Here is a 19,908-nt window from a genome sequence, read left to right as displayed (position 1 = left end):
TGAATTATTGCGGATTCGCGCAAACGGAGGAATTATGAAACATCTCAATCAAAGCGTCTCGATTAGCATGGTTTACCCCATTCTGAAAACGTTGGTGCACAAAGGTTTCGACCCCGAATCTTTTTTCAAAGAGATGGCGATTGATCCTGTCGTGACGGAGAACCCCGATGCACGGATTCCCGTCAACGAACTGGAACGAATCATGCGCCGCGCCGCGGATTATACAGATGATCCGTATTTTGGGTTAAACCAGGGGCTAACGTTGGATTTTGCGGACCTGGGCCTGCCCGGATACGTCATGATGCATTCCAAAACGATCGGAGATGCGCTATCGGCATATCAGCGGTATAACGATATTATATATAGTGGATTTCAACTGGAGTGGGAGATAAAAGGACCGGATGTGATCATTCAGCTGTCTGTGCAAAATGACAATATGCCTATGTCCCGACATTGTGTGGAGGATATGGCTGTTTCGGTGCTGCATCTGATCAACAAGCTGGCTAATCGCCGGGCAGTCGTGAAAGAGGTGCTTTTCTGTCATGATGCGCCTGATGCTGCTGGTGACCTGTCTCCTTACATCACTTCTTTCGGGGTAACCCCTCAATTCGGTGCTGCTCACACGCGCCTGCGGTTGTCCCGGGATATTCTGACACAGCCTGTATTGTATTCGGATGCCAGGATGCTGAAGGTTTTTGAGTCTATGGCCGAGGAGACCCAAGCAGATTTGTATGCTTCCCATCCCTTCTCAAGCAAGGTGAGCGGCTGGATCATGGAAAGTCTGCCCTCCTTCTTTCCCACATTACAGCATACCGCAGCGCATCTTGGCGTGAGTATTCGCACACTTCAGAGCAGATTGCGTGAAGAGGGCACCACCTTTAACGAGATTTCCGTGCAGGTACGGAAGCAAATCGCACTTCGATATTTACAACGAGGAACCTACTCAGTCGGAGATATTGCGTATGCCCTGCATTTTTCAGAGCAAAGTGCCTTTCAGAATGCGTTCAAAAAGTGGACTGGACAAACCCCGGGACAATACCGGGCAAGTCTCGTCAAAACCGGGCTGTAACAGTCTGGATGCACATCCAGTCGTCATGACATAATCCTAACGATACAAGTTGGAACGATTCATCAACAGAATAACGCAGAGGGGCAGAAAATCAGGACTATACAATGGGACGATTACAGATACGGCATGGCTACAGGCAGCTTACCTAGACTTTAGTCTAGGTTAAGTTTAACGCCAAAGACGGAGGTTGTTGTTTTCCAGTTCATGGTATGCTGTGAGTAACGAAAATCATAAATACATACGTACGGAACGATGATTCCATATTCAAAAAAAGGAGAGACATTATGGCTAAACGTACAATTCTTGCACCTGTCCTGATTCTGCTGGGTGTATACCTCATTCTGAATCAAGGGGGCAGCTTGGGACCGGGCACCATCTTTGCGACCTTCTGGCCTACACTGTTTGTTATTCCGCTCGGACTGTTCTTTCACTGGATGTACTTCTCCATGATCGGCCGAGGGGTCGGGATGCTTGTTCCCGGCGGCCTGCTTCTGACCGTAGGTATCGTCTGTCAGATCGCAATGCTGTTTGATAACTGGGGTACGATGTGGCCAGGATTCCTTCTGGCACCAGCTGTAGGTCTGTTTGAGCTCTATTGGTTCGGGGGTAGGAATAAATGGCTGCTCATTCCGATTAACATTCTGACGGTTCTTTCGCTGTTATTCTTCACTGTCATGTCCATCGGCTCGGTATTAAGCAACATGAGCTATGTTCAGCCTTTTATTGCTATTGCGTTGATTGTGGGTGGGGCATGGATCATCATGGGCCGCAAAAAGCATATGTAGTGAAGTTCTACTCGTTTCCACTGGACACTGCGGTAACAGAACAACTGCGGATCACTGTTATCCCCGGATTTTTTTCAATCCCTCTGTAAAGGGGAAAATCCGGGGATAAAGGCGAACGCTTCGCTTCCTTCGTTTGTTCTGTCCCCTCCGTTAACGTGGATACATAAGGAAACATCAAAAGCAATGCTTTTTGCTCTGAAGCAGGGTAAAAGAAATAAACCTCCCCTGAATCATTAGGTGATTAGGGGAGGTTTTTGTGGTTATATAAGTCCCATTGGTGTGGGGGATTACCCTCGACCTTTGACTTTGTCTCCATCCGTGCTGCTCATTCCTGAAGGGTTTGAGCTTTGCTCTAGTCGATCATTATAACCTTCCAATCCCCTGATGCATCCTTTTTAAAATTGTACATAATTCCCGTTTCCTTAAAGTTCTCTCCCACTTCAGACCCTTTTACCCTATATCTTACACCAACATCAATACGGTCTTTATCTTCCTGCTCTATTATGGTCGGTTTCCCTACAAACTGGTACCGATCCTGAGTATCCAGAAAGAAGCGGTTACTTTCAAAATCCTTTTGGGATAGAAATGTTTTTTCAAAAGCAACAGCATCTTTTTTTACCATAGCGTTCATGTTACTTTCCAATGTTTGCAGCAGCTCCTTATATTTTTGTTCATTCTTATAGTCAGAAACATCAATCATCACACCTTCTTGAAATACCTCTGTATCTTTACCTGTACCTTTTTTCACCGTTTGCGGAGACTGTGCGGCTTCATTAACAGGTGTCTCTGTAGTCTTTGGCGTTTCTGCATTTGGCTCCTGAGAACAACCGGTCCCTACAACCAGTAACATCGCCAATAGAAAGATACTGGACCTGATTTTACTCTTTTCCATGCAATTACCTCCAATTTTATATTCAAAAAACTAAAAATATCCATAAAAAAGACAATTGGCATACTTTTTATCGTCTTCACCAATCAAATACGAATGCTACAATAAGCTTACTTTAAAACAAGTTGATTCGGATGAGGGGGATACATCTCACTCAACTTGTCCTATCCCTGTTAAAGTCACTAAAGGAAATGGAGTTGATATCATGGCAGTAGCTAAATATTATTATTCAAACAATATCAAAGGTAGAGAAGTTCACTATATTTCTGCTGATCCTCAAACCATTAACGTTCACAACATCAACGGAACAGTACTCACCTCGAATTCATCCACTCGCTTTGGCATTAATGGTACTTTCTTTGATAGAGCTTCCGAAACTGTATCCGGGATTGCTTGTACTTACGGTGGTACACCGGTGGGTAAAGAGGGTACTGGCACTAGCGCCGTATATAAACGCGGAACAATTGTTCAATTCCGACCAAACAATGGTTCTACAACAGCTATTAGTAAATTTCAATTAATCAATATCCAGGATGTAGGTTTCCCGCTATCGTGGGTTGATTGGGCCATCAGTGGCTTAAATCTATATCTCGAAGATTCGACCATTACAACCGAAACAAAATTAACTAATAAACTTCGGGATGAAGAACACGGCCAATCTGTTAATTTTGTCGTTCCTCCTTCTCGCTCTGATCGGGCGGCAATTGGTTATAAATCATCTACAAAAAAGATCATACTTGCCAATATTATAGATGCAACACCGTGGGAAGCACGTCAAGTCATGCAATATTTTGCTTGTGACTATGCTGTCATGCTTGATGGTAGTACGGCAACGCAACTTCGCGCAAAATTGGCAAACGGAGAAATTAAAAAAAATGGCGGATCACGCAATATCTATAGCATTGTCTCAGTAAACAATGCAACTTGGGAATAAATTACCACCTCCTTCTATTTAAACGCCTCAGTCATATAAAAAGTTACACAAAGAAGCAACTCCAATTTACGTAGGAGTTGCTTCTTTGTGTAACAATAACGAGCGACTGTATTATCGGTAAATAATATCTTCAGTTAAGCGGTTCGGTTCAAGCTATTTGCTGTGCATTTTAAACTCCAGAAACAGGTCGTTATAATGCGACAGCATTTTTTTGCCCAGGTTGTTGTAGACCTCCAGCTTGCTTGTCAGCGTCTCGTCCGGGTAGAAGCGCTCATCCTGCGAGATATCCTCTGGCAGCAGCTTGAGTGCCTCCGCGTTCGGTGTGGAGTATCCAACATACTCGGCGTTGCGAGCAGCATGATCCGGGTCCAGCATGAAGTTAATGAACTGATGTGCACCCTCTACATTTTTGGCTGTTTTCGGGATGACCATGCTGTCGAACCAGAGGTTGGAGCCTTCCTCCGGCACCTTGTAATCCAGCTTGTCGTTCTCATCCATAATCTCGGACGCATCGCCCGACCATACCAGCCCGACTGCTGCTTCTTCATTGGCGAGAAGCATTTTGATCTCATCCCCGACGATGGCTCTTACGTTTGGCGTCAGGGTTGATAATTTTTTCAAAGCAGCCTGGAGATGATCCTCGTTGGTATCATTGAGCGAGTAGCCCAGACTGTTCAGGCCCATGCCGATAACTTCACGAGCGCCATCGAGCAGCAGGATCTGGTTTTTCAGACGGGGGTCCCACAGGTCATTCCAGCTGTCAAACGTCAAATCACCCACCAGCTCCGGGTTGTATACGATGCCCACCGTTCCCCAGAAATACGGGATGGAGAATTGGTTGTTTGGATCGTAGTTCAAGTTCAGGAACCGGGCATCGATATTTTTCAGGTTGGGCAGCTTGCTGTGATCGATCGGAACGAGCAGGTTTTCTTCCTTCATTTTGCTAATCGCATACTCGGAAGGAATCGCCACGTCAAACGTCGTGCCGCCCTGCTCAATCTTAGTCAGCATCGCTTCGTTGGAGTCAAACGTCTGATAGATGACCTTCATGCCTGTCTCAGCCTCGAATTCCTTCAATAGCTCAGGATCGATATAATCGCCCCAGTTGTAGATCGTCAGCGTGTTGCCGCCGGAATACCCCTGGCTTTTGTTGAGATAGGAAGCGAGAATCATCAGGGCAAAGGCGGCCACAAACACAAGTGCAAATGTCCGTACCAGCTGTTTCATGGACGCAGCCCCTTTCCTCCAGGTGGTATGCGTGTTGCCCGGCGGTTAATGAAGTAATATCCAACCACCAGCAGCACCGTGAGCAGGAACAGCAGAGTGGACAATGCATTGATGGACAGCGACACACCCTGCCTTGCTCTGGAGTAAATCTCCACCGAAAGCGTGGAGTATCCGTTGCCTGTCACAAAGAACGTTACAGCGAAATCATCGAGCGAGTATGTCAGTGCCATGAAAAATCCGGCAAAAATACCGGGCTTCACGTAAGGCAGCACGACACGTGTCAGAATCTGCCACGATCCTGCGCCGAGATCACGAGCCGCATCCATCAAGGTTGGACTCATCTCCTGCAGCTTAGGCAGCACCATGATGACCACAATCGGCACGCTGAATGCGATATGTGACAGCAGCACGGACGTAAAGCCCAGCTTGATGCCAATCATCGTAAACAGAATCAGGAATGATGCACCGATAATGACATCCGGGCTAACGATCAACACGTTGTTCAGGGATAACAGCGTATTTTTGGTGCGTTTGCGACGTACATGATAGATCGCCAGTGCCCCCGCCACACCCAGAATGGTTGAAATAGCCGAGGACAGCAGCGCAATAATAAACGTATTTAAAACAATAATCAGCAGCCGGGTATCCGCAAATACTTCCCTGTACCATTCCAATGTAAAGCCTTCAAACCCGCGCATATGCCCGCCGCTGTTGAAGGAATAGAAGATCAGATAGGCAATCGGTGCGTACAAAATGGCAAATACAACCGCTAAATAGACGTTAGACAGCTTTCCGTTTCTTCCCATTTCGCACCTCCTTCTTGCCTGATCCGGTCAGAAACATAATGACTGCCATGGCGATAATCAAAAAGACGGCAATCGTCGAGCCCATGCCCCAGTCCTGGGTGACGAGAAAATGCTGCTCAATCGCTGTACCCAGCGTAATAACACGGTTCCCGGCGATCAGACGGGTAATCATAAACAGGGACAAGGCCGGGATAAATACCGCCTGACAGCCCGATTTCACACCGCTCAGCGTCAGCGGGAAAATGACTCGCCGGAACGTCAGCCATGAGGAAGCCCCAAGATCCCGTGCAGCATAGATCAGAGACGGATTCATCTCTTCCAGCGCGTTAAAGATCGGCAGAATCATAAACGGAATGAAGATGTACACCGAAACAAAGATAAAGCTGAAGTCGGTGAACAAAATCTGCTGTGTGCCAATGCCCACCACTTCCAGCAGGGAGTTGGTCAGCCCGTATGTACCGAACAGGCCGATGAAGGCGTACGCTTTTAACAGAAGATTGATCCAGCTTGGCAAAATGATCAGCAGCAGCCACAGCTGCTTGTGCTTGGTCCGGGTCAGCATATACGCTGTCGGATAAGAGATGAGCAGTGAGAAGGCTGTAATCAGAAACGCATACCAGAACGAGCTGAGCGTCATCTGCATATATACCGGCGTAAAGAACCGCGCATAGTTGCCGAATGTGAAATTACCCTCCACATCAAAGAACGAATAATAGATCACCAGCAGCACAGGCGCTACAACGAACAACACCATCCATAACACATATGGAATCAGATACGCATTGCGCGTGCCGGCTTTAGTCTGCATGAGCGGCCTCTTGGTAGGCTTCGAGTCGTCTGTCGAACTCTTCCTCGGTTTCATTGAAACGCATTACATGAATGGCTTCCGGGTCAAAATAAAGCCCGATACGCGATCCCACGACCGCTTTCTTCGTGGAATGAATCAACCATTCGTTACCTGCGTCATCGTAGGTGGAGATTTCATAGTGCACGCCGCGGAACAGCTGGGAATCCACCTTCACCTTGAGCTTGCCCTGTTCCTCCGTAGTAATCTCCAGGTCCTCTGGCCGAATGACAATCTCAACAGGCTCGTCCGGTTGCAGCCCCTGATCGACACATTCATACTGTGCCCCTGCAAACTCAACGACGAAGTCCTGCTTCATCTTGCCTGCCACGATATTCGACTCGCCAATAAAGTCCGCGACAAAGCGGTTAATCGGCTCATCATAAATATCGTTCGGCGTGCCGCTCTGCTGAATGACACCGCCATTCAAGACAAAGATTTCATCAGACATTGCCAAGGCTTCCTCCTGATCATGCGTGACAAAAATAAACGTAATGCCCAGCCGCTGCTGCAGCTCCCGCAGCTCATACTGCATCTCGGTACGCAGCTTCAGGTCGAGCGCCGATAAAGGCTCGTCCAGTAGCAGAATTTCCGGCTCATTCACAATCGCGCGGGCAATCGCCACACGCTGGCGTTGTCCGCCGGACATCTCACCAATCTCCCGGTTCTCATAACCGGACAGATTGACAAATTTGAGCGCTTCGAGCACTTTGGTGCGAATCTCGGTTGTTTTCATTTTTTTAATCCGCAGGCCAAAGGCTACGTTCTCAAATACATTCAAATGTGGAAATAATGCATAGTCCTGAAACACCGTATTTACCTGACGCTGGTGCGCAGGCACACGGTTAATCAGTGCACCGTTAAAATAAATGCTGCCCTCCGTCGGCTCCGCAAAGCCGGCAATCAGCCGCAATATCGTTGTTTTACCACAGCCTGACGGCCCCAGAAGGGTATAGAATTTACCCCGTTCAATCTCAAAGCTGACCGCCTTCAATACAGCCTCATCCTGGTCATATTGCTGCGTCACGCGTTCGAACCGAATGATCGGTTGTTGTTCTGACATGTTTATCGTCGCCCCCTTATCCTTGAGGTACCTCGTTGTTTCCTTCCCTTGCAGTCCTCTATCATTACAAACCCAACCTATTATACACGACTTTGTTCATGCCTTGTTTCTTATATCGTAATTTATATCCTTTTTTCTTTCATTCCAAAAGATGTTCTGTATAAACTTTGATTAATTGCCAAAGAAAATATTGACCACTGTAAAATTATAGATATATAATTCATATAAATGGTTTATTAAACCAGATTATGGATTTAATTTAAGGTGGTGTGTATGCTGGATAAGACAATACGAGCAGAAGTGTTGCAATACATAAACAATCACCATTTAACGCAAAGCCAATTCTCAGAACGAGCAAATATAAATGCAGGCTCTTTCAGCCGCCTCCTCAATCAGAATAAACCGTTCTCCATGAACCAGCTTGATGGTATTACAAGAGCCATGGGCATGCAAGAGGACCATTTTTACACACGGTTTGTGGGAGAATGCTTTACTCTGACCGCACCGGACTGGAGGAGGTTGCGACCGTTTATCATTCGCTGTGCAGAGGTGAAGCGTCTGGATTGTATCCAGTTAATTTTGAGTAATCTTCTGGATAACACTGCCTATGGCACTTTAATTTTTGATGTTGCAGAAGAACTGTTCCATAATCGATACAACGAAGCAGCTGCATTACTGTACGAGGGCGTGGGTGTAATCGAGAAATATCAACATTCCGAACGATTGGCTCTTTGTCGATATAGACTGTTCCTTATATCATTAAGTAATGACTTAAACCAGAATTTAAAGGCTGCTGTATTGTTCGAACCCTATGCGAATCGCCTAGTGGAATCGGACCAATTGGAAGCAATTAAACATCTGGCTCATATCTATATTTCGCTTAATGAATGGCACAAAGTGTATGAACTTTCTGAAGAGATGTTCCGTCTCGCTTCCATTCAGTACGAGCTTTCGCTTCACACCAAACGCAAAGATTCTGAAGACAAGCAGCCCGTTCGCCCGTATTACTTCTACATGTTGTATGCTCGACTGCTCCAAACGGCTGTATATGAACAATATGAAGATTATCAAAAAGCACTTGAATATACGTTGATGTATACCGATGCAGACCAATGGATTCAGGATTCGTCCGATGAAGCCACGACCATTATTAAACAGTTCAATGAATTTTCAAAAGCCAACCAGTATCTATACCAACTGCTCGCAGGGAACTTAGATATCTTGCCTGACTACATTGAACATATTGCATCACACCCTGAAGAAATTTTCTCTGGTATATGCCATATTGTCAAAACAGCAAATAAGTTTGATATCAATATAGATGCCATTTTGGATCGTTTTCAAGAACATATTCCCTATAGAACGTATAACAGTGCCTTTGGAGAGTACAATAAGCCAATAAAAGCAGAAGAGTACGCATCCTTTTTAACTAACTTAGGAATGTATCAGATACAACGTGACCGTGCTAAAGGGATCGACCTTTTACTTGAAGGATTAGAGTTTGCAGGTAGTATAGGAAGTGTTCACAATATGATTCGATCCCTGACCTTATTCAATCAGTACAGAGGTTGGGCGAATTCTGAACAGTTGCAAATGTTTAATAATCTGAATAACGAGGTGTATCGGTCCTATGAAAAAATCCCTCTCGTCCCTTTTAGTAGCTAGTATATTTCTTACTGTTACTTCACCTATCTCTAATGTAATTGTTAAACTTATGACGCATGGTGTAGGATCAGGTTAACGGCTTAATTAAGGATAATTTTGTATTAGACACCATTCGGGTGTCTTTTTTATTTTTTAATAGTAATCAATCAATGTAAACGCCCTGTGTAATTTCGTCTTATTTTCACTATTTATGCATACATTACGGGTATATGTCGATATCTACGCATGTCGTTAGGAGAACCGCTGATATATCAGTTGGTTGAGACGCACGAAAGGAGTCCTGGGCTTGGAGGTTCGGCGCAATCTTCCTTTACTTCTTATGATATGTTTCCTGAGTCAGATGGGTGGATTCATGATTCTGCCCTTGTTTCCGCTGTTTATGGAGGAATTCGGCTTATCCGGCTGGACGCTTGGGGTCATTTTTGCCCTGTTTTATGTTGGAAAAGTGATCGGCGGCGTTCCGGCATCAGCTCTTTACCGTAAACTTGGGGGTAAACGAGCACTTATCCTCATGCTGGCTGCACTCGCCTTGTGTATGGGGGGATTCACCGTATCCAAGTCCGCCATTCTCTTCGGTCTGCTTCGTCTGCTGCAAGGACTCGCCTCTTCCGGCCTGACCGTAGTGGTGCGCTCCATCATTGGGGATGGCGGCAGTGTGGAGAACCGGGGCTTGTACAACGGTTATATTAGCAGCAGCGAAGGAGGCGGTATGATTCTTGGCCCGGTGATTAGCGGCTGGCTTGCAATACACTGGCCATTGTCTGTGCCTTTTCTGCTGGTCGCACTCTGCTGCCTCATTGCAGTCGTTACAGCCATGGGAATCAAAACCTCAGCACAGAATCTCCCTGCATCATCATGTATAGCTTCGCGTAAAGTCAAAGAAGATTATAACAATCAGAACCAGCAGAAGAATGTTAATCCTCCCGCAGCTCCCAAGACCGAGTCCATTCAGGCCAAATCTCTCCCTGTTACCATGACAATGAAACAACAGCTTATCGGTTACATCACCGTACACGTTCTCGAAATGAGTGCCTATGCTGTATTTCTGACATACTTCGCGCTGTATGCCACGCAAGTGATGCAGTGGGATGCTTTGTCCGCCAGCCTGGCATTCACCGTAGCAGGAATATCTACTTTTGGGGCTGCACCCGTTGTCGGTCGACTCTCGGATCGTATGGGTGACCGGCTGCTGTTATGTATGCTGGGCATGTTCTTAATCGGGGTTGAGGTGCTTGTCTTTCTAAGCACATCCTCTCACATCTGTGTCTTCATCGGCATGTTTATCGGGGGCATCGGCGGGGCATGTTACATGGACTCCTTCTTTGCACATATCGGCGACCATACCCCGGAAGAGCAGCGAAGCTCGGTCATTGGTCAGATCGTGTCCGCAGCCGAGATCGGCTCTATTGCTTCTCCCCTGATCGCGGCTCTTCTGATGGAAGCAGGCTCCCTCTATACCGTATTTATCTTCAATCTGCTTCTGATTGCGGCTGCCATCGCCGTTCAAGCGGTTATGCGGAGCAGGTATCGGGTGAGGCAGAGATGAAGAAGTATTTTTATTATGGCAAAAGAATCTGGATTAAGGTAACTATGTTCTGCATGAATCATAATTATGTAGTTGTTACAGCACGTTAAAGAGATGTTCCTCCTGTTCAGCGGGAGCATCTCTTGTGACGTTTAGAGCAGCGAGGCCAGTGCCTGTATGTTCTCTTGAATGATACGTTTTAAATAAGGATCGGTGCTCTCAGGCAGCATCTTCGGATTATAAAATTTTACTTCAAATACTTCGATCCCATCCGGCTGAAGCTCTCCTTCATACTGGCTGCATATATATCCTATCACCACATTATAATATTGATCCCCATTTCTTAATTGGGTGTACAGCTGATCTCCCGAGAACACACCGTATAACTGCAATTGTTTCAATTCGATTCCGATCTCTTCTCTGACCTCTCTTCGCGCGCACTCTTCAACAGACTCACCAAGCTCCATCATTCCACCGGGCACTCCCCATGTGTGATCCCTGTACTTGACCAGCAGCACTTCTCGTTGATCATTTACAATAAGTACACTCGGCCGTACGAGTATTAAAGGAATATTGCCCACCATTCCACGCAGCGTTTCAATATACCCCATACCAATCGCCTCCCTATATTCGTATGCTCTCAGTATGAAGGTGTTTGATGTATTCATATATAGAAAAAAGCGGGTTTGATGTTTCGTATTTTATATACAAAGAAACCTCAAAAAATAAACCCGCTCACACAATTTAATGTGCAAACGGGCATTTCATTGGAGTGCTATCGGCCTTTACCTTCTCTTCCTGCGAATAAGCAAGTTCATTAGATGAATGCTTTTGATGTGCTTGATTTGCATGCTCATCATTCTGCTGTTTGCTGCCCGCCTCAGCGGCAACGGCGATCCCGTCCCGAAATTGATATGCAGGGTCCTGGTGAAAAAAGTTCGGCTTCACAATCTCATTCCGATAGGAGCTGTGGAAAATGTGGGTGGTGGCTGGCGACACTGGGGGAATCAGCCACACCCAATCGCCGGTCAGCTCACGTCCAGCCTTCTCCTCCCGCTGTTCAAACAGGGCAAATTGTGCCGCAGCCGTATGATGATCCACAATACTCACGCCTGCCTTCTTGAAGGAATGCAGCACAGCAACATTCAGCTCCACCAAAGCACGATCCTTCCATAGTGTCGTTTCACTCGACGTGTTCAGTCCAAGTGCAGCGGCTACCGCCGGCAGCTTGTTATATCGGAACGTGTCAGCCAGATTACGCGCACCAATCTCGGTTTCCATATACCATCCGTTAAACGGTGCAGCCGGGTAGTTAATGCCCCCGATCTCCACCCGCATATCGGCAATCATTGGCACACCGTACCATCGTAAACCCAGCTCGGCGATCTCGGCACGCTCGGGATGCTCAATCTGAACTTCAACAATCTCATCTTCAGGAATGACGTACCATTCAGGAGCTTGTCCCTGAGCCTGAATGATGAGCGGCAGCACATCATAATTACCGCCAGCACCTTGCCAGCCCAGGGACAAGGCTGCCTTGGTCAGTTCCACCGAAGCAGGGTCACCGACAACGCCCTGTTCCGTCTCGTATCCGGCATAACGAATCAATTGATGATTCCAGATGCGGATAGGTGCTCCGTCCGGGCCTTCCGGAGGCAAAATCGTGATGGTCGGAATAATCTTGCCGCCGTTGGATGCGTTATGGATATGATCGATTACGGCCTGCGCAGCTGCCCCTGCGGTATCCGCATCACGGCTGTCCACGATGCGCAGCTTGTCCCAGAACAGTCGCCCGATACAGCGGTTGCTGTTCCGCCAAGCCATTTTGCAGCCATGCTCCAGCTCTTCGATCGTATGGGTGTAAGTGCCTCTCTCTTCTATCTCGCGTCTAACGGCAATAAGCCGGGCCTCTGCGTCTTCACGCGTATAGCCCAGCTCTTTATAACTTGTATATATAAACCGTTCAGCTTCTTCCTGCAATCGATCCAGGCCTGTCCGCATTGTTCATTCCACCATTCTGTACATCTTGGATGCCACTATTATACGGGAAGCGCACCGGATTTGTAAGCGAACGGGACGTTTGTTCACGGACTCTACATATCGTTGTCAGGAGTCAGGGTGTCTTAGGTTATTTGCCCAAAAATGCGTTTAACATCCAGATCTCTTTATCAAGTGTAGCTGTGAACCCGATTCCCATATCTTCGGTTGCATTATCCCCGGCTTCGCCAGCTTCATCAATACCTTGACGAATAACCTCCTTCATCGCATGCAGATCAGCAACAACCTGCTCCACCATCTGTTCAGCGGACAATTGTGCTTCTGCCTCTTTGATTGGAGATAAACGCAGCTGTTCTGCCATCGTTGCTACAGGACGGCCTCCAATGGTCAGCAGACGCTCAGCCGCTTCGTCCATATTGGCAGTAGCCAGATTGTAAAGCTCTTCGAATTTCGCATGAAGTGTGAAGAAATGCGGGCCTTTAACATACCAATGGAAGTTATGCAGCTTGGTGTACAGCACAGACCAGCCCGCGATCTGACGGTTTAATGCCTCTTGAAGTGCAGTTGTGTTACTTGTAAATGTGTTGTAGTTAGTTTGCATTGTGCTCATGGAATTTATCCCCTCTCAGAAAATGAATTGAAACGTAAATGTAGTAATTGAAACGATCCGTTCTGATTAGACAACATCGGCAGATAATCAAAATTGAATCAATTTTTTTGTCTTTAATTTAGACTTAATCTAAATCTTGTTTTAATTATAGCACCACTTATACCCTTTGAAAAGAGTTTCGCCCTCTTCTGCAAATGAAGATTCGATGAAGCTGGGCTTCATTATAAACTGGAGTTAGAACCTTCCGTTTTAATTTATAACCCGAATGAACAAAGGGAACAGCGAACATTCTCACAGGCTGGATTATACAAATAAAAAAAGCCCCTCATCTCCTTAAAGATGAAGGGGCTGATGATCTGCACTGACACTGACAACAATATTAGGACTTTATATATTATGACTTTATTCTGTTATCCTTAAATATTTACTTATTAAGCGCGTGCTGGCTCAAACGTGAGAATCCGGCTGATTTCCTCATAACTCTGTGCTGTAAAATGAGGCTCGTGATCGGATTCAGGCAATGCTCCGCGATGATTGAACCAGATCACTTTCCAGCCCGCATCCACAGCTCCGGCTACATCGTTGCGCCAAGAATCGCCGATATAATAGCTGTTATGCGCTGCGGTTTCGGTCTGCTGATTCACATGTTTGAACAGCCTCCCATCTGGTTTGGCGTAACCAACCATGCCCGAGATAAAAATCTGCGTCTCGTCTACCAGACTAAACACATCTAACGCTTCAAGTTTACGCCGCTGATGCTGTCCTTCACCGTTCGTGATCAAACCCACCGTATGCCCCTCTTCCTGAAGCCTGCGAATTAGATCATACGCTCCTTCAAACGGAGTGATCTCGAATTGTCTGCCCAGATACTGCTCCTGCAGTTCCTGTGCTTGTCCCACTTGCAAAGGCATTCCGAATTCCTCCATCGTCAGCTCAAATCGACGACGGCGCATTCGCTCCACCGCATCTGGTTCAGGTACTGCCGACAGGTCCTCCTGTGCGGACAACCAGTCGCTGTAATACCGAAACCGATGGTATGCCAGCGCATAATCAAATGTCTCCGACAACCCCAAAACATCCTGCAACGCCCCTCGAAGCGGCTGCAAGTGATCGTATAACGTATCATCCACATCGAAAAATATTGCTTTGACATCACTTGTAGTATTCATCATTGATGCTTGTCCACCTGCTCTCTGGAGTTGAATCGTTATCTTCTCATGTAATCATACTATAAAATTCAATCAAAATATGATCTGGATGTACAATTATACATCGAATTCTCTCACATCAAATTTCAAATTATGTAAAGTATAATTATACTTTTTCAGTAGATAATGTATAATACAATTATAAAATAATGATAAAGTAGGTGAACATCGTTGAGAGATCTTATAACTGAAGAGAGCATACTACAAGTTCTAAGAGGGTTTAATCGATGGTGGGAGTCAGGCAAAGTTCAGGATGATTTCGCTAAACCAACGAAACGTTTTGCGTATTATAATGCAAAACAAAGCTTTGAACATAATGAGATTCGTCGTCATGTCATTCTGACGGGACCTCGTCGTGTAGGGAAATCTACTATTATGTATCAAACCATTCAAGATGCTTTAGAAGCAGGTGTGCCCAAAAAGAATTTGTTATACGTTTCTTTTGACCACCCGATTCTAAAGATGTCCGAAATAGACAAAATTCTAAGAATCTTTATTAATAATGTGGCTGTCGATGAGAATATATACCTCTTTCTAGATGAAATACAATATGCGCATGACTGGAATGGATGGTTGAAAACCATTTACGATACTTACCCTACTTATCGTGTCATGGCAACAGGGTCAGCAAGCCCTATTCTAAGTGAGAAGATGCCCGAAAGTGGTGTTGGTAGATGGACTCAGATCAGGATACCCACCCTTTCTTTTTATGAGTATCTTGAAATAAGAGAAATTCCAGTGCCCTCCATTAATCCATCCTTGGGTCCGACATCCTTGAATTCTTTAACATCAGTTGAGTTAGCACAACTGATGAAGGATTTGGAACCAGTAGAGAAACATTTTCATCGCTATCTATTGATTGGAGGATTCCCCGAAATCGCCCGGACAGACGACATAAGTTATGCACAAAGAATCATTCGGGAAGATGTAGTGGATAAAGTATTAAAAAGAGATATGGTCTCTTTATTTAATGTTAGAAATATCGATGAGTTAGAAAGAATATTCCTGTATTTGTGTATGACTACCGGAGATATTATGGAAGCGACCACAATAGCCAGTAACATGGGGATTACCCGACCAACCGTTGTGAAGTACATGAACCTTCTGGAGCTGGCCAACCTGATATATTTAAGCTATCCAGTACAAATGACTGGAAAGAAACTACTGAACTCAAAACCAAAGGTGTACTTAGCCGACCCAGCGATCCGTAATGCAGTCCTTGTTAAGGGGGAAGAAGTTCTTCAAGATTCTGATCAAATGGGCAAAATCGTTGAATCAGCGGTGTACAAACATATCAGTACTTTTTATTATAACTTCAACCCACGTGTCGGATACTATCGAGATTCCAGCACGCAAAAAGAAATTGATATTGTGCTGATGATGCCCAGCTTTAAAATTTTAATGGAAGTAAAATATCGCGAAGATTCTCGTCTTAAAGAAAACGAGGCGATCGTAGAATGGTCAAAGAACGATAATACCAACTCATCATTACTAATCACCAAACAAAGTGATGATTTTGGACTGTTTGGTCATACCTCAATCATGCGAATACCTGCCTTTGCTTTTCTATACTTACTAGGACATGCAGAGAAGCATCGATACAGAAAGAAAAATTAAACCTTAGAAATTCAATTTAACTAGGGCGTGTCTGAAAACGCTGAAGGAAGCAGATTTTGCTAAATTTTCGTTCCAAGCCAGGAAGTTTTCCGCAGGCGTGCCAAGGGAAAGTGACGCAGCAGGGGGCGAAAAGACAGTAAATGATGCACTTCAGTAGGTTTCAAGACACGCCCATACTTTACAGCACAGGTTTGGACAGCATTCACATAGAGGTACTGGAACCTCTCGCCGAACGCTTCTCGGTGCGAATCAGACTTACGATGAGGTAAAGCAAAACCACCATTTGCGGGATAAAGGTCTCCCATGTGGGGTACATACCAAGCCAGCTGAGCGAAGGCAGATCTGGAGCTACATGCGCAGGAAGCGTCGCTGACACCTGCAGGGCATGAATGCTCTCGCCCAGAAAACGAAAGACCAGATAATAGATAAGCAGTGTAGCTGTCAGGAAAAACCAACGAACCGGCAGACGCACACTGAATTGAATGATGGCAATCGCCAGAATAATGAGAACAATCAAAGCCCCACCGATCCCGATGAGTAGCTGAGACAACGAAATGGACGGAGCCATACCGATGTAAAAGATGGCTGTTTCGGCGCCTTCTCTTAATATGGCAAGACCCGCTACGGCAAACAAAGACCACAAGCTTCCACGGGCCAGCGCCCCTCCAACCTGACGCTCCACATAGATGTTCCATGCGCGTGTACTGGACTTGTTATGCATCCATTGCCCTACCGTTAACATCAGAACAACCGCTGCAAGTCCAGTATACCCTTCAATCATCTCGCGTGTGCTGCCTGACGAGGCTACAGCCAGTACCAGCGTTAGCACAACAGCGAGCGCTGCGCTCAGCAGCAAACCGCTGCCTGCCCCCGCCAAAATCCATCGCCGCGCCGCTGCCTGTCCGCTCTTCTTGGCATAAGCCAGCAAAGCAGCCAGTACAAGAATGGCCTCCAGTCCTTCGCGAAGAAGGATCAAAGCCGCATCCCATGCTGTATAGGCTGTTGTCTCTGTTAGAGGCTCCAGCCGCTCCATCATTCGGGAGACAACCGCGGATGCTTTGTCTGTATTCGGCGGGCTGGAGACGAGATATCCCGATGCTTCCGTCATTTCATTCTCAATCGCAGTATACGATGCAGACGAAGAGATCTGCACCTGTCCTTCGACAGAAGGCCAGGCAGCAATAAACTGCTCCAGACCCGTTGCTGCCCCGCCGCTATCTCCAGCCTGAATCTGCTGCTGAACCTGCTCCAGCAATTGCAGCAGCTCTGCCAGTGATGAAACACCCACGCCTGCACCTGTGGCTTCATCCAGTTCTCCATCCTTGAGATTTCCCTCACTGTAATCGGTCAGCAGCGTAACCATCGCGCTCATCTGCTGAACAGCTTGTGTTTCCTTGCGTGGATCAGCCTGTAGCGCAATCCGAATCAGGCTCATCTGTTTCTCCAGCTGACTGTATATGCCAAAATGATCCTTGCGAATCGGAGCTTCTACGCCTTTCCAGGCGGTAACGATTCGTTTATAGGTACGCTCGGCTAACGACCAATCTGCCTTCTGCATGGCACCGAGACTCGTGCGAGCATCTGGCAGTATCCGGCTAGCCGCCTTCTGGCCAGCATCACTGCTGCCTTCTGCACCCCGGAAGCCTTCCACGTATGCATTGACTGCTCTGGCAAGGTCGGACAGCGTACTCTTGGCAGAGTCTGCGTCATGGCCCTGGAGTGCTGTCTGTGTCTTGGCAAGCGCATCGTTAACCGTAGCAGCGAGAGCCGTGACCTGTCCGGTATCTTGCTCCGGTTTCAGCTGGCTCACCTGCTGCCATAACGTCTGAAATTCGGATACATCCCGAATTGTTTCGTCCAGCTTGCCCTGCCCCGCTTCCACCAGCGCACTTCCTATAGGGGGAAGCAGCGCATCCAGCTGCTTCGTTTCGGCCGTTTCCTTTGTCCCAGCAGACGATGACACACCAGCCGCATGAGCAACGCCATCCAAAACATGAGCAAGCCCTCCTAAACCACGCATACTGCTACCTGAAGCATGTTTATCTTCTGCATTATGAAAAAAGCCCGTTCCCGTGCACGATAATGAAAAGACAAGGCATCCAATTAGAAATAAAACGATACGTAAAGATAAAGCTCTGCCTAATGACGATAATGTCCAGCTTGAAAATAACCAGCTGTGGAATCGGCGTTGGCGTCTGCCTTTGCTCCCTGTACTCGCTTTGCTCTGTAACAACATTAATGGGGAAGCAGATGTATGTCTGGATGCGGTGTATGTGTTTCTCGTTTGCATTGGTGCTCTCTTCCTCCCATAATCACTGCTGGTTTCCTCACTGCCTGCATGCTGCCTATACCGGGGCTGAATCATACCTCGATTGCCGTTTCGCCACAGCATCAGAACAGAGTCTCCCCGATGTATCCACCCTGCTTGCATCCTGGGAAACACGCAAAGACCGCACTACCCGCATGTACGGTGTATTCATTCAGCTTGTCATTCTTCGCCAGCCTTGTCTGAATCGGGATAAACTGTTTGTCCAGATCACGCTGGTAGCTGATAAACAGCAAGCCTGCGTCGAGCTGGCCTGTTTTGGCATCAAGGCCGCTCGAGTAGGAATACGAGCGGCGAAGAATCTGTTGACTCCCGTCTCCCTTGGCCAGCCGCAGATGCGATGTTGCCGGGATTAAGGGTTGTCCATTGGCGGACCTTGCTTGCAGGTCCACCGGGTCGAATTCGCCACGGCTGCCGATCGGCGCGCCGCTGTCACGGTGGCGACCAAATGTCGCCTCCTGATCCTTCAGTGTGGAGCGGTCCCAGACCTCCACACGCATGCGCACCCGGCGGACAGCCATGTAGCTGCCGCCGTCCATCCACCCCGGACCGTCTCCGGGCTGCGCCCAGACGGTTCGGTCCATCAGCACGGCATCCGAGGTGTTCGGATTGCCGGTGCCGTCCTTGAAGCCGAGCAGATTGCGCGGTGTTCCACCCGCAGGGTCGGCTCGGCCCGTGCGCTGGAAGCCCTCCTGGGTCCAGCGCAGCACCGCATGCCCTCGCGCAATTCGCGCGAGGTTGCGGATAGCATGGAAGGCGACCTGCATATCGTCTGCGCAGACTTGAACGCACAGGTCGCCACCACACCACTGCGGGTCCAGCGCGTCCCCGGCAAACGCCGGCAGGTCACGCAGCCCGCGTGGCTTCGGGCCCTTCAAGCCGAAGCGCCCGTCAAACAAAGACGGCCCCACACCAAACGTCAACGTGGTCCGTGACGGTGTCAGGCCTGCCGCCTCCCCCGTGTCGGTGGGCGGCGTATTCAGCGTGGTGTTATGCTCGCCAATCATCTGTCCGGAAGCCATGGCAGCCGAGGCTGCCGTCCAGTTCCGGAACAGACGGCGAAGGTCCTCCACGCTGCCTGCGGTAACATCAAACGCCGCAAAGCAGATAAAATCCTGCGCTGGCGTAATAATCCCAGCCTGATGCTTGCCATAGAAAGGCAAGCTATCCGCCGCCGCAGACTTTACAGCGGCGGCAGACGAGCCTTGGCGGCCCAGCGCCATCAAACCGCTGGCGCCGCCCCCGCCTATAAGCAGACCCAAGCCAGCTACGCCGGTCAGCTTGAGCATTTCACGCCGTGACAGCGGCTTTTTCAATGAATCCTGCTTCTTCTCCGTCATCG

At 47.5% G+C, this 19,908-nt stretch carries 17 protein-coding genes; 6 read left to right on the top strand and 11 right to left on the bottom strand.

Annotation, left to right across the window (positions count from 1 at the left end; genetic code table 11):
• Positions 1–34 precede the first annotated feature (34 nt).
• Positions 35–1,069: an AraC family transcriptional regulator gene (locus IEW26_RS23540; protein WP_188594131.1), complete on the top strand. Its 1,035-nt coding sequence runs from the start codon at positions 35–37 to the stop codon at positions 1,067–1,069.
• Between the two features lie 284 nt (positions 1,070–1,353).
• Positions 1,354–1,854, top strand: a complete 501-nt coding sequence (locus IEW26_RS23535; RefSeq protein ID WP_145404552.1) for a hypothetical protein — start codon at positions 1,354–1,356, stop codon at positions 1,852–1,854.
• A gap of 352 nt (positions 1,855–2,206) precedes the next feature.
• Here IEW26_RS23535 and IEW26_RS23530 read toward each other — a convergent pair whose 3' ends face one another.
• The gene (locus IEW26_RS23530; RefSeq protein WP_188594130.1) at positions 2,207–2,746 is read right to left on the bottom strand and encodes a hypothetical protein; all 540 of its coding nucleotides are present in this window, start codon (positions 2,744–2,746) and stop codon (positions 2,207–2,209) included.
• A gap of 202 nt (positions 2,747–2,948) precedes the next feature.
• Here IEW26_RS23530 and IEW26_RS23525 point away from each other — a divergent pair, with 202 nt between their 5' ends.
• Positions 2,949–3,677 carry a phosphodiester glycosidase family protein gene (locus IEW26_RS23525; RefSeq protein ID WP_188594129.1) on the top strand — a complete coding sequence of 243 codons (729 nt, stop codon included), beginning with the start codon at positions 2,949–2,951 and terminating at the stop codon, positions 3,675–3,677.
• A gap of 153 nt (positions 3,678–3,830) precedes the next feature.
• On the opposite strand, the gene IEW26_RS23520 is transcribed toward IEW26_RS23525, so the two are convergent.
• Genes IEW26_RS23520 through IEW26_RS23505 form a run of 4 tightly spaced genes read right to left on the bottom strand, consistent with a single transcriptional unit; the run spans position 3,831 to position 7,617 of the window.
• Positions 3,831–4,904, bottom strand: a complete 1,074-nt coding sequence (locus IEW26_RS23520) for an ABC transporter substrate-binding protein (RefSeq protein WP_145404554.1) — start codon at positions 4,902–4,904, stop codon at positions 3,831–3,833.
• Positions 4,901–5,710: an ABC transporter permease gene (locus IEW26_RS23515; protein ID WP_110895773.1), complete on the bottom strand. Its 810-nt coding sequence runs from the start codon at positions 5,708–5,710 to the stop codon at positions 4,901–4,903. The genes IEW26_RS23520 and IEW26_RS23515 overlap by 4 nt, the downstream gene beginning before the upstream one ends.
• On the bottom strand, positions 5,685–6,518 hold the full coding sequence (locus tag IEW26_RS23510) for an ABC transporter permease (protein ID WP_188594128.1): 834 nt from the start codon (positions 6,516–6,518) through the stop codon (positions 5,685–5,687). Before IEW26_RS23510 ends, IEW26_RS23515 begins: the two co-directional genes overlap by 26 nt.
• On the bottom strand, positions 6,508–7,617 hold the full coding sequence (locus tag IEW26_RS23505) for an ABC transporter ATP-binding protein (RefSeq protein ID WP_188594127.1): 1,110 nt from the start codon (positions 7,615–7,617) through the stop codon (positions 6,508–6,510). Before IEW26_RS23505 ends, IEW26_RS23510 begins: the two co-directional genes overlap by 11 nt.
• 273 nt (positions 7,618–7,890) lie before the next feature.
• Between IEW26_RS23505 and IEW26_RS23500 the strand changes: the two genes are divergently transcribed.
• Both IEW26_RS23500 and IEW26_RS23495 read left to right on the top strand, forming a co-directional pair.
• Positions 7,891–9,282, top strand: coding sequence for a transcriptional regulator (locus IEW26_RS23500; RefSeq protein WP_188594126.1), 1,392 nt, complete (start codon positions 7,891–7,893; stop codon positions 9,280–9,282).
• 286 nt (positions 9,283–9,568) lie between these two features.
• Positions 9,569–10,828 (top strand): MFS transporter, encoded by a 1,260-nt coding sequence (locus IEW26_RS23495; RefSeq protein WP_188594125.1) that lies wholly within the window; start codon positions 9,569–9,571, stop codon positions 10,826–10,828.
• A gap of 131 nt (positions 10,829–10,959) precedes the next feature.
• On the opposite strand, the gene IEW26_RS23490 is transcribed toward IEW26_RS23495, so the two are convergent.
• From IEW26_RS23490 to IEW26_RS23475, 4 genes are all read right to left on the bottom strand, one after another.
• Positions 10,960–11,418, bottom strand: coding sequence for an NUDIX hydrolase (locus tag IEW26_RS23490; RefSeq protein WP_188594124.1), 459 nt, complete (start codon positions 11,416–11,418; stop codon positions 10,960–10,962).
• A gap of 133 nt (positions 11,419–11,551) precedes the next feature.
• Positions 11,552–12,808 carry a nitric oxide synthase oxygenase gene (locus IEW26_RS23485; protein WP_188594123.1) on the bottom strand — a complete coding sequence of 419 codons (1,257 nt, stop codon included), beginning with the start codon at positions 12,806–12,808 and terminating at the stop codon, positions 11,552–11,554.
• Positions 12,809–12,935: 127 nt separating this feature from the next.
• A complete protein-coding gene (locus IEW26_RS23480; protein ID WP_188594122.1) occupies positions 12,936–13,415 on the bottom strand; it encodes a Dps family protein in 480 nt (159 codons plus the stop codon).
• A gap of 431 nt (positions 13,416–13,846) precedes the next feature.
• Positions 13,847–14,584, bottom strand: a complete 738-nt coding sequence (locus IEW26_RS23475) for an HAD family hydrolase (RefSeq protein ID WP_188594181.1) — start codon at positions 14,582–14,584, stop codon at positions 13,847–13,849.
• A 210-nt stretch (positions 14,585–14,794) separates the two neighbouring features.
• Here IEW26_RS23475 and IEW26_RS23470 point away from each other — a divergent pair, with 210 nt between their 5' ends.
• Positions 14,795–16,240 (top strand): ATP-binding protein, encoded by a 1,446-nt coding sequence (locus tag IEW26_RS23470; RefSeq protein ID WP_111270634.1) that lies wholly within the window; start codon positions 14,795–14,797, stop codon positions 16,238–16,240.
• Positions 16,241–16,442: 202 nt separating this feature from the next.
• Here IEW26_RS23470 and IEW26_RS23465 read toward each other — a convergent pair whose 3' ends face one another.
• A complete protein-coding gene (locus tag IEW26_RS23465; RefSeq protein WP_229729995.1) occupies positions 16,443–18,230 on the bottom strand; it encodes an FTR1 family iron permease in 1,788 nt (595 codons plus the stop codon).
• Between the two features lie 401 nt (positions 18,231–18,631).
• Positions 18,632–19,906: an iron uptake transporter deferrochelatase/peroxidase subunit gene (gene efeB / locus IEW26_RS23460; RefSeq protein ID WP_229729994.1), complete on the bottom strand. Its 1,275-nt coding sequence runs from the start codon at positions 19,904–19,906 to the stop codon at positions 18,632–18,634.
• Positions 19,907–19,908 lie beyond the last annotated feature (2 nt).

The sequence above is a fragment of the Paenibacillus silvae genome (assembly GCF_014639235.1).
Classification (GTDB): Bacteria; Bacillota; Bacilli; order Paenibacillales; family Paenibacillaceae; genus Paenibacillus; species Paenibacillus silvae.
The sequence above is the reverse complement of the archived record's forward strand: the minus strand, read 5'-3'. Positions and strand labels throughout refer to the sequence as shown.

Coding starts and splice junctions, on each gene's coding strand:
- IEW26_RS23485 (WP_188594123.1), bottom strand. CDS start 12,808: ATGCGGACAGGCCTGGATCGATTGCAGGAAGAAGCTGAACGGTTTATA.
- IEW26_RS23520 (WP_145404554.1), bottom strand. CDS start 4,904: ATGAAACAGCTGGTACGGACATTTGCACTTGTGTTTGTGGCCGCCTTT.
- IEW26_RS23515 (WP_110895773.1), bottom strand. CDS start 5,710: ATGGGAAGAAACGGAAAGCTGTCTAACGTCTATTTAGCGGTTGTATTT.
- IEW26_RS23530 (WP_188594130.1), bottom strand. CDS start 2,746: ATGGAAAAGAGTAAAATCAGGTCCAGTATCTTTCTATTGGCGATGTTA.
- IEW26_RS23505 (WP_188594127.1), bottom strand. CDS start 7,617: ATGTCAGAACAACAACCGATCATTCGGTTCGAACGCGTGACGCAGCAA.
- efeB (WP_229729994.1), bottom strand. CDS start 19,906: ATGACGGAGAAGAAGCAGGATTCATTGAAAAAGCCGCTGTCACGGCGT.
- IEW26_RS23510 (WP_188594128.1), bottom strand. CDS start 6,518: ATGCAGACTAAAGCCGGCACGCGCAATGCGTATCTGATTCCATATGTG.
- IEW26_RS23500 (WP_188594126.1), top strand. CDS start 7,891: ATGCTGGATAAGACAATACGAGCAGAAGTGTTGCAATACATAAACAAT.
- IEW26_RS23480 (WP_188594122.1), bottom strand. CDS start 13,415: ATGAGCACAATGCAAACTAACTACAACACATTTACAAGTAACACAACT.
- IEW26_RS23490 (WP_188594124.1), bottom strand. CDS start 11,418: ATGGGGTATATTGAAACGCTGCGTGGAATGGTGGGCAATATTCCTTTA.
- IEW26_RS23525 (WP_188594129.1), top strand. CDS start 2,949: ATGGCAGTAGCTAAATATTATTATTCAAACAATATCAAAGGTAGAGAA.
- IEW26_RS23535 (WP_145404552.1), top strand. CDS start 1,354: ATGGCTAAACGTACAATTCTTGCACCTGTCCTGATTCTGCTGGGTGTA.
- IEW26_RS23540 (WP_188594131.1), top strand. CDS start 35: ATGAAACATCTCAATCAAAGCGTCTCGATTAGCATGGTTTACCCCATT.
- IEW26_RS23475 (WP_188594181.1), bottom strand. CDS start 14,584: ATGAATACTACAAGTGATGTCAAAGCAATATTTTTCGATGTGGATGAT.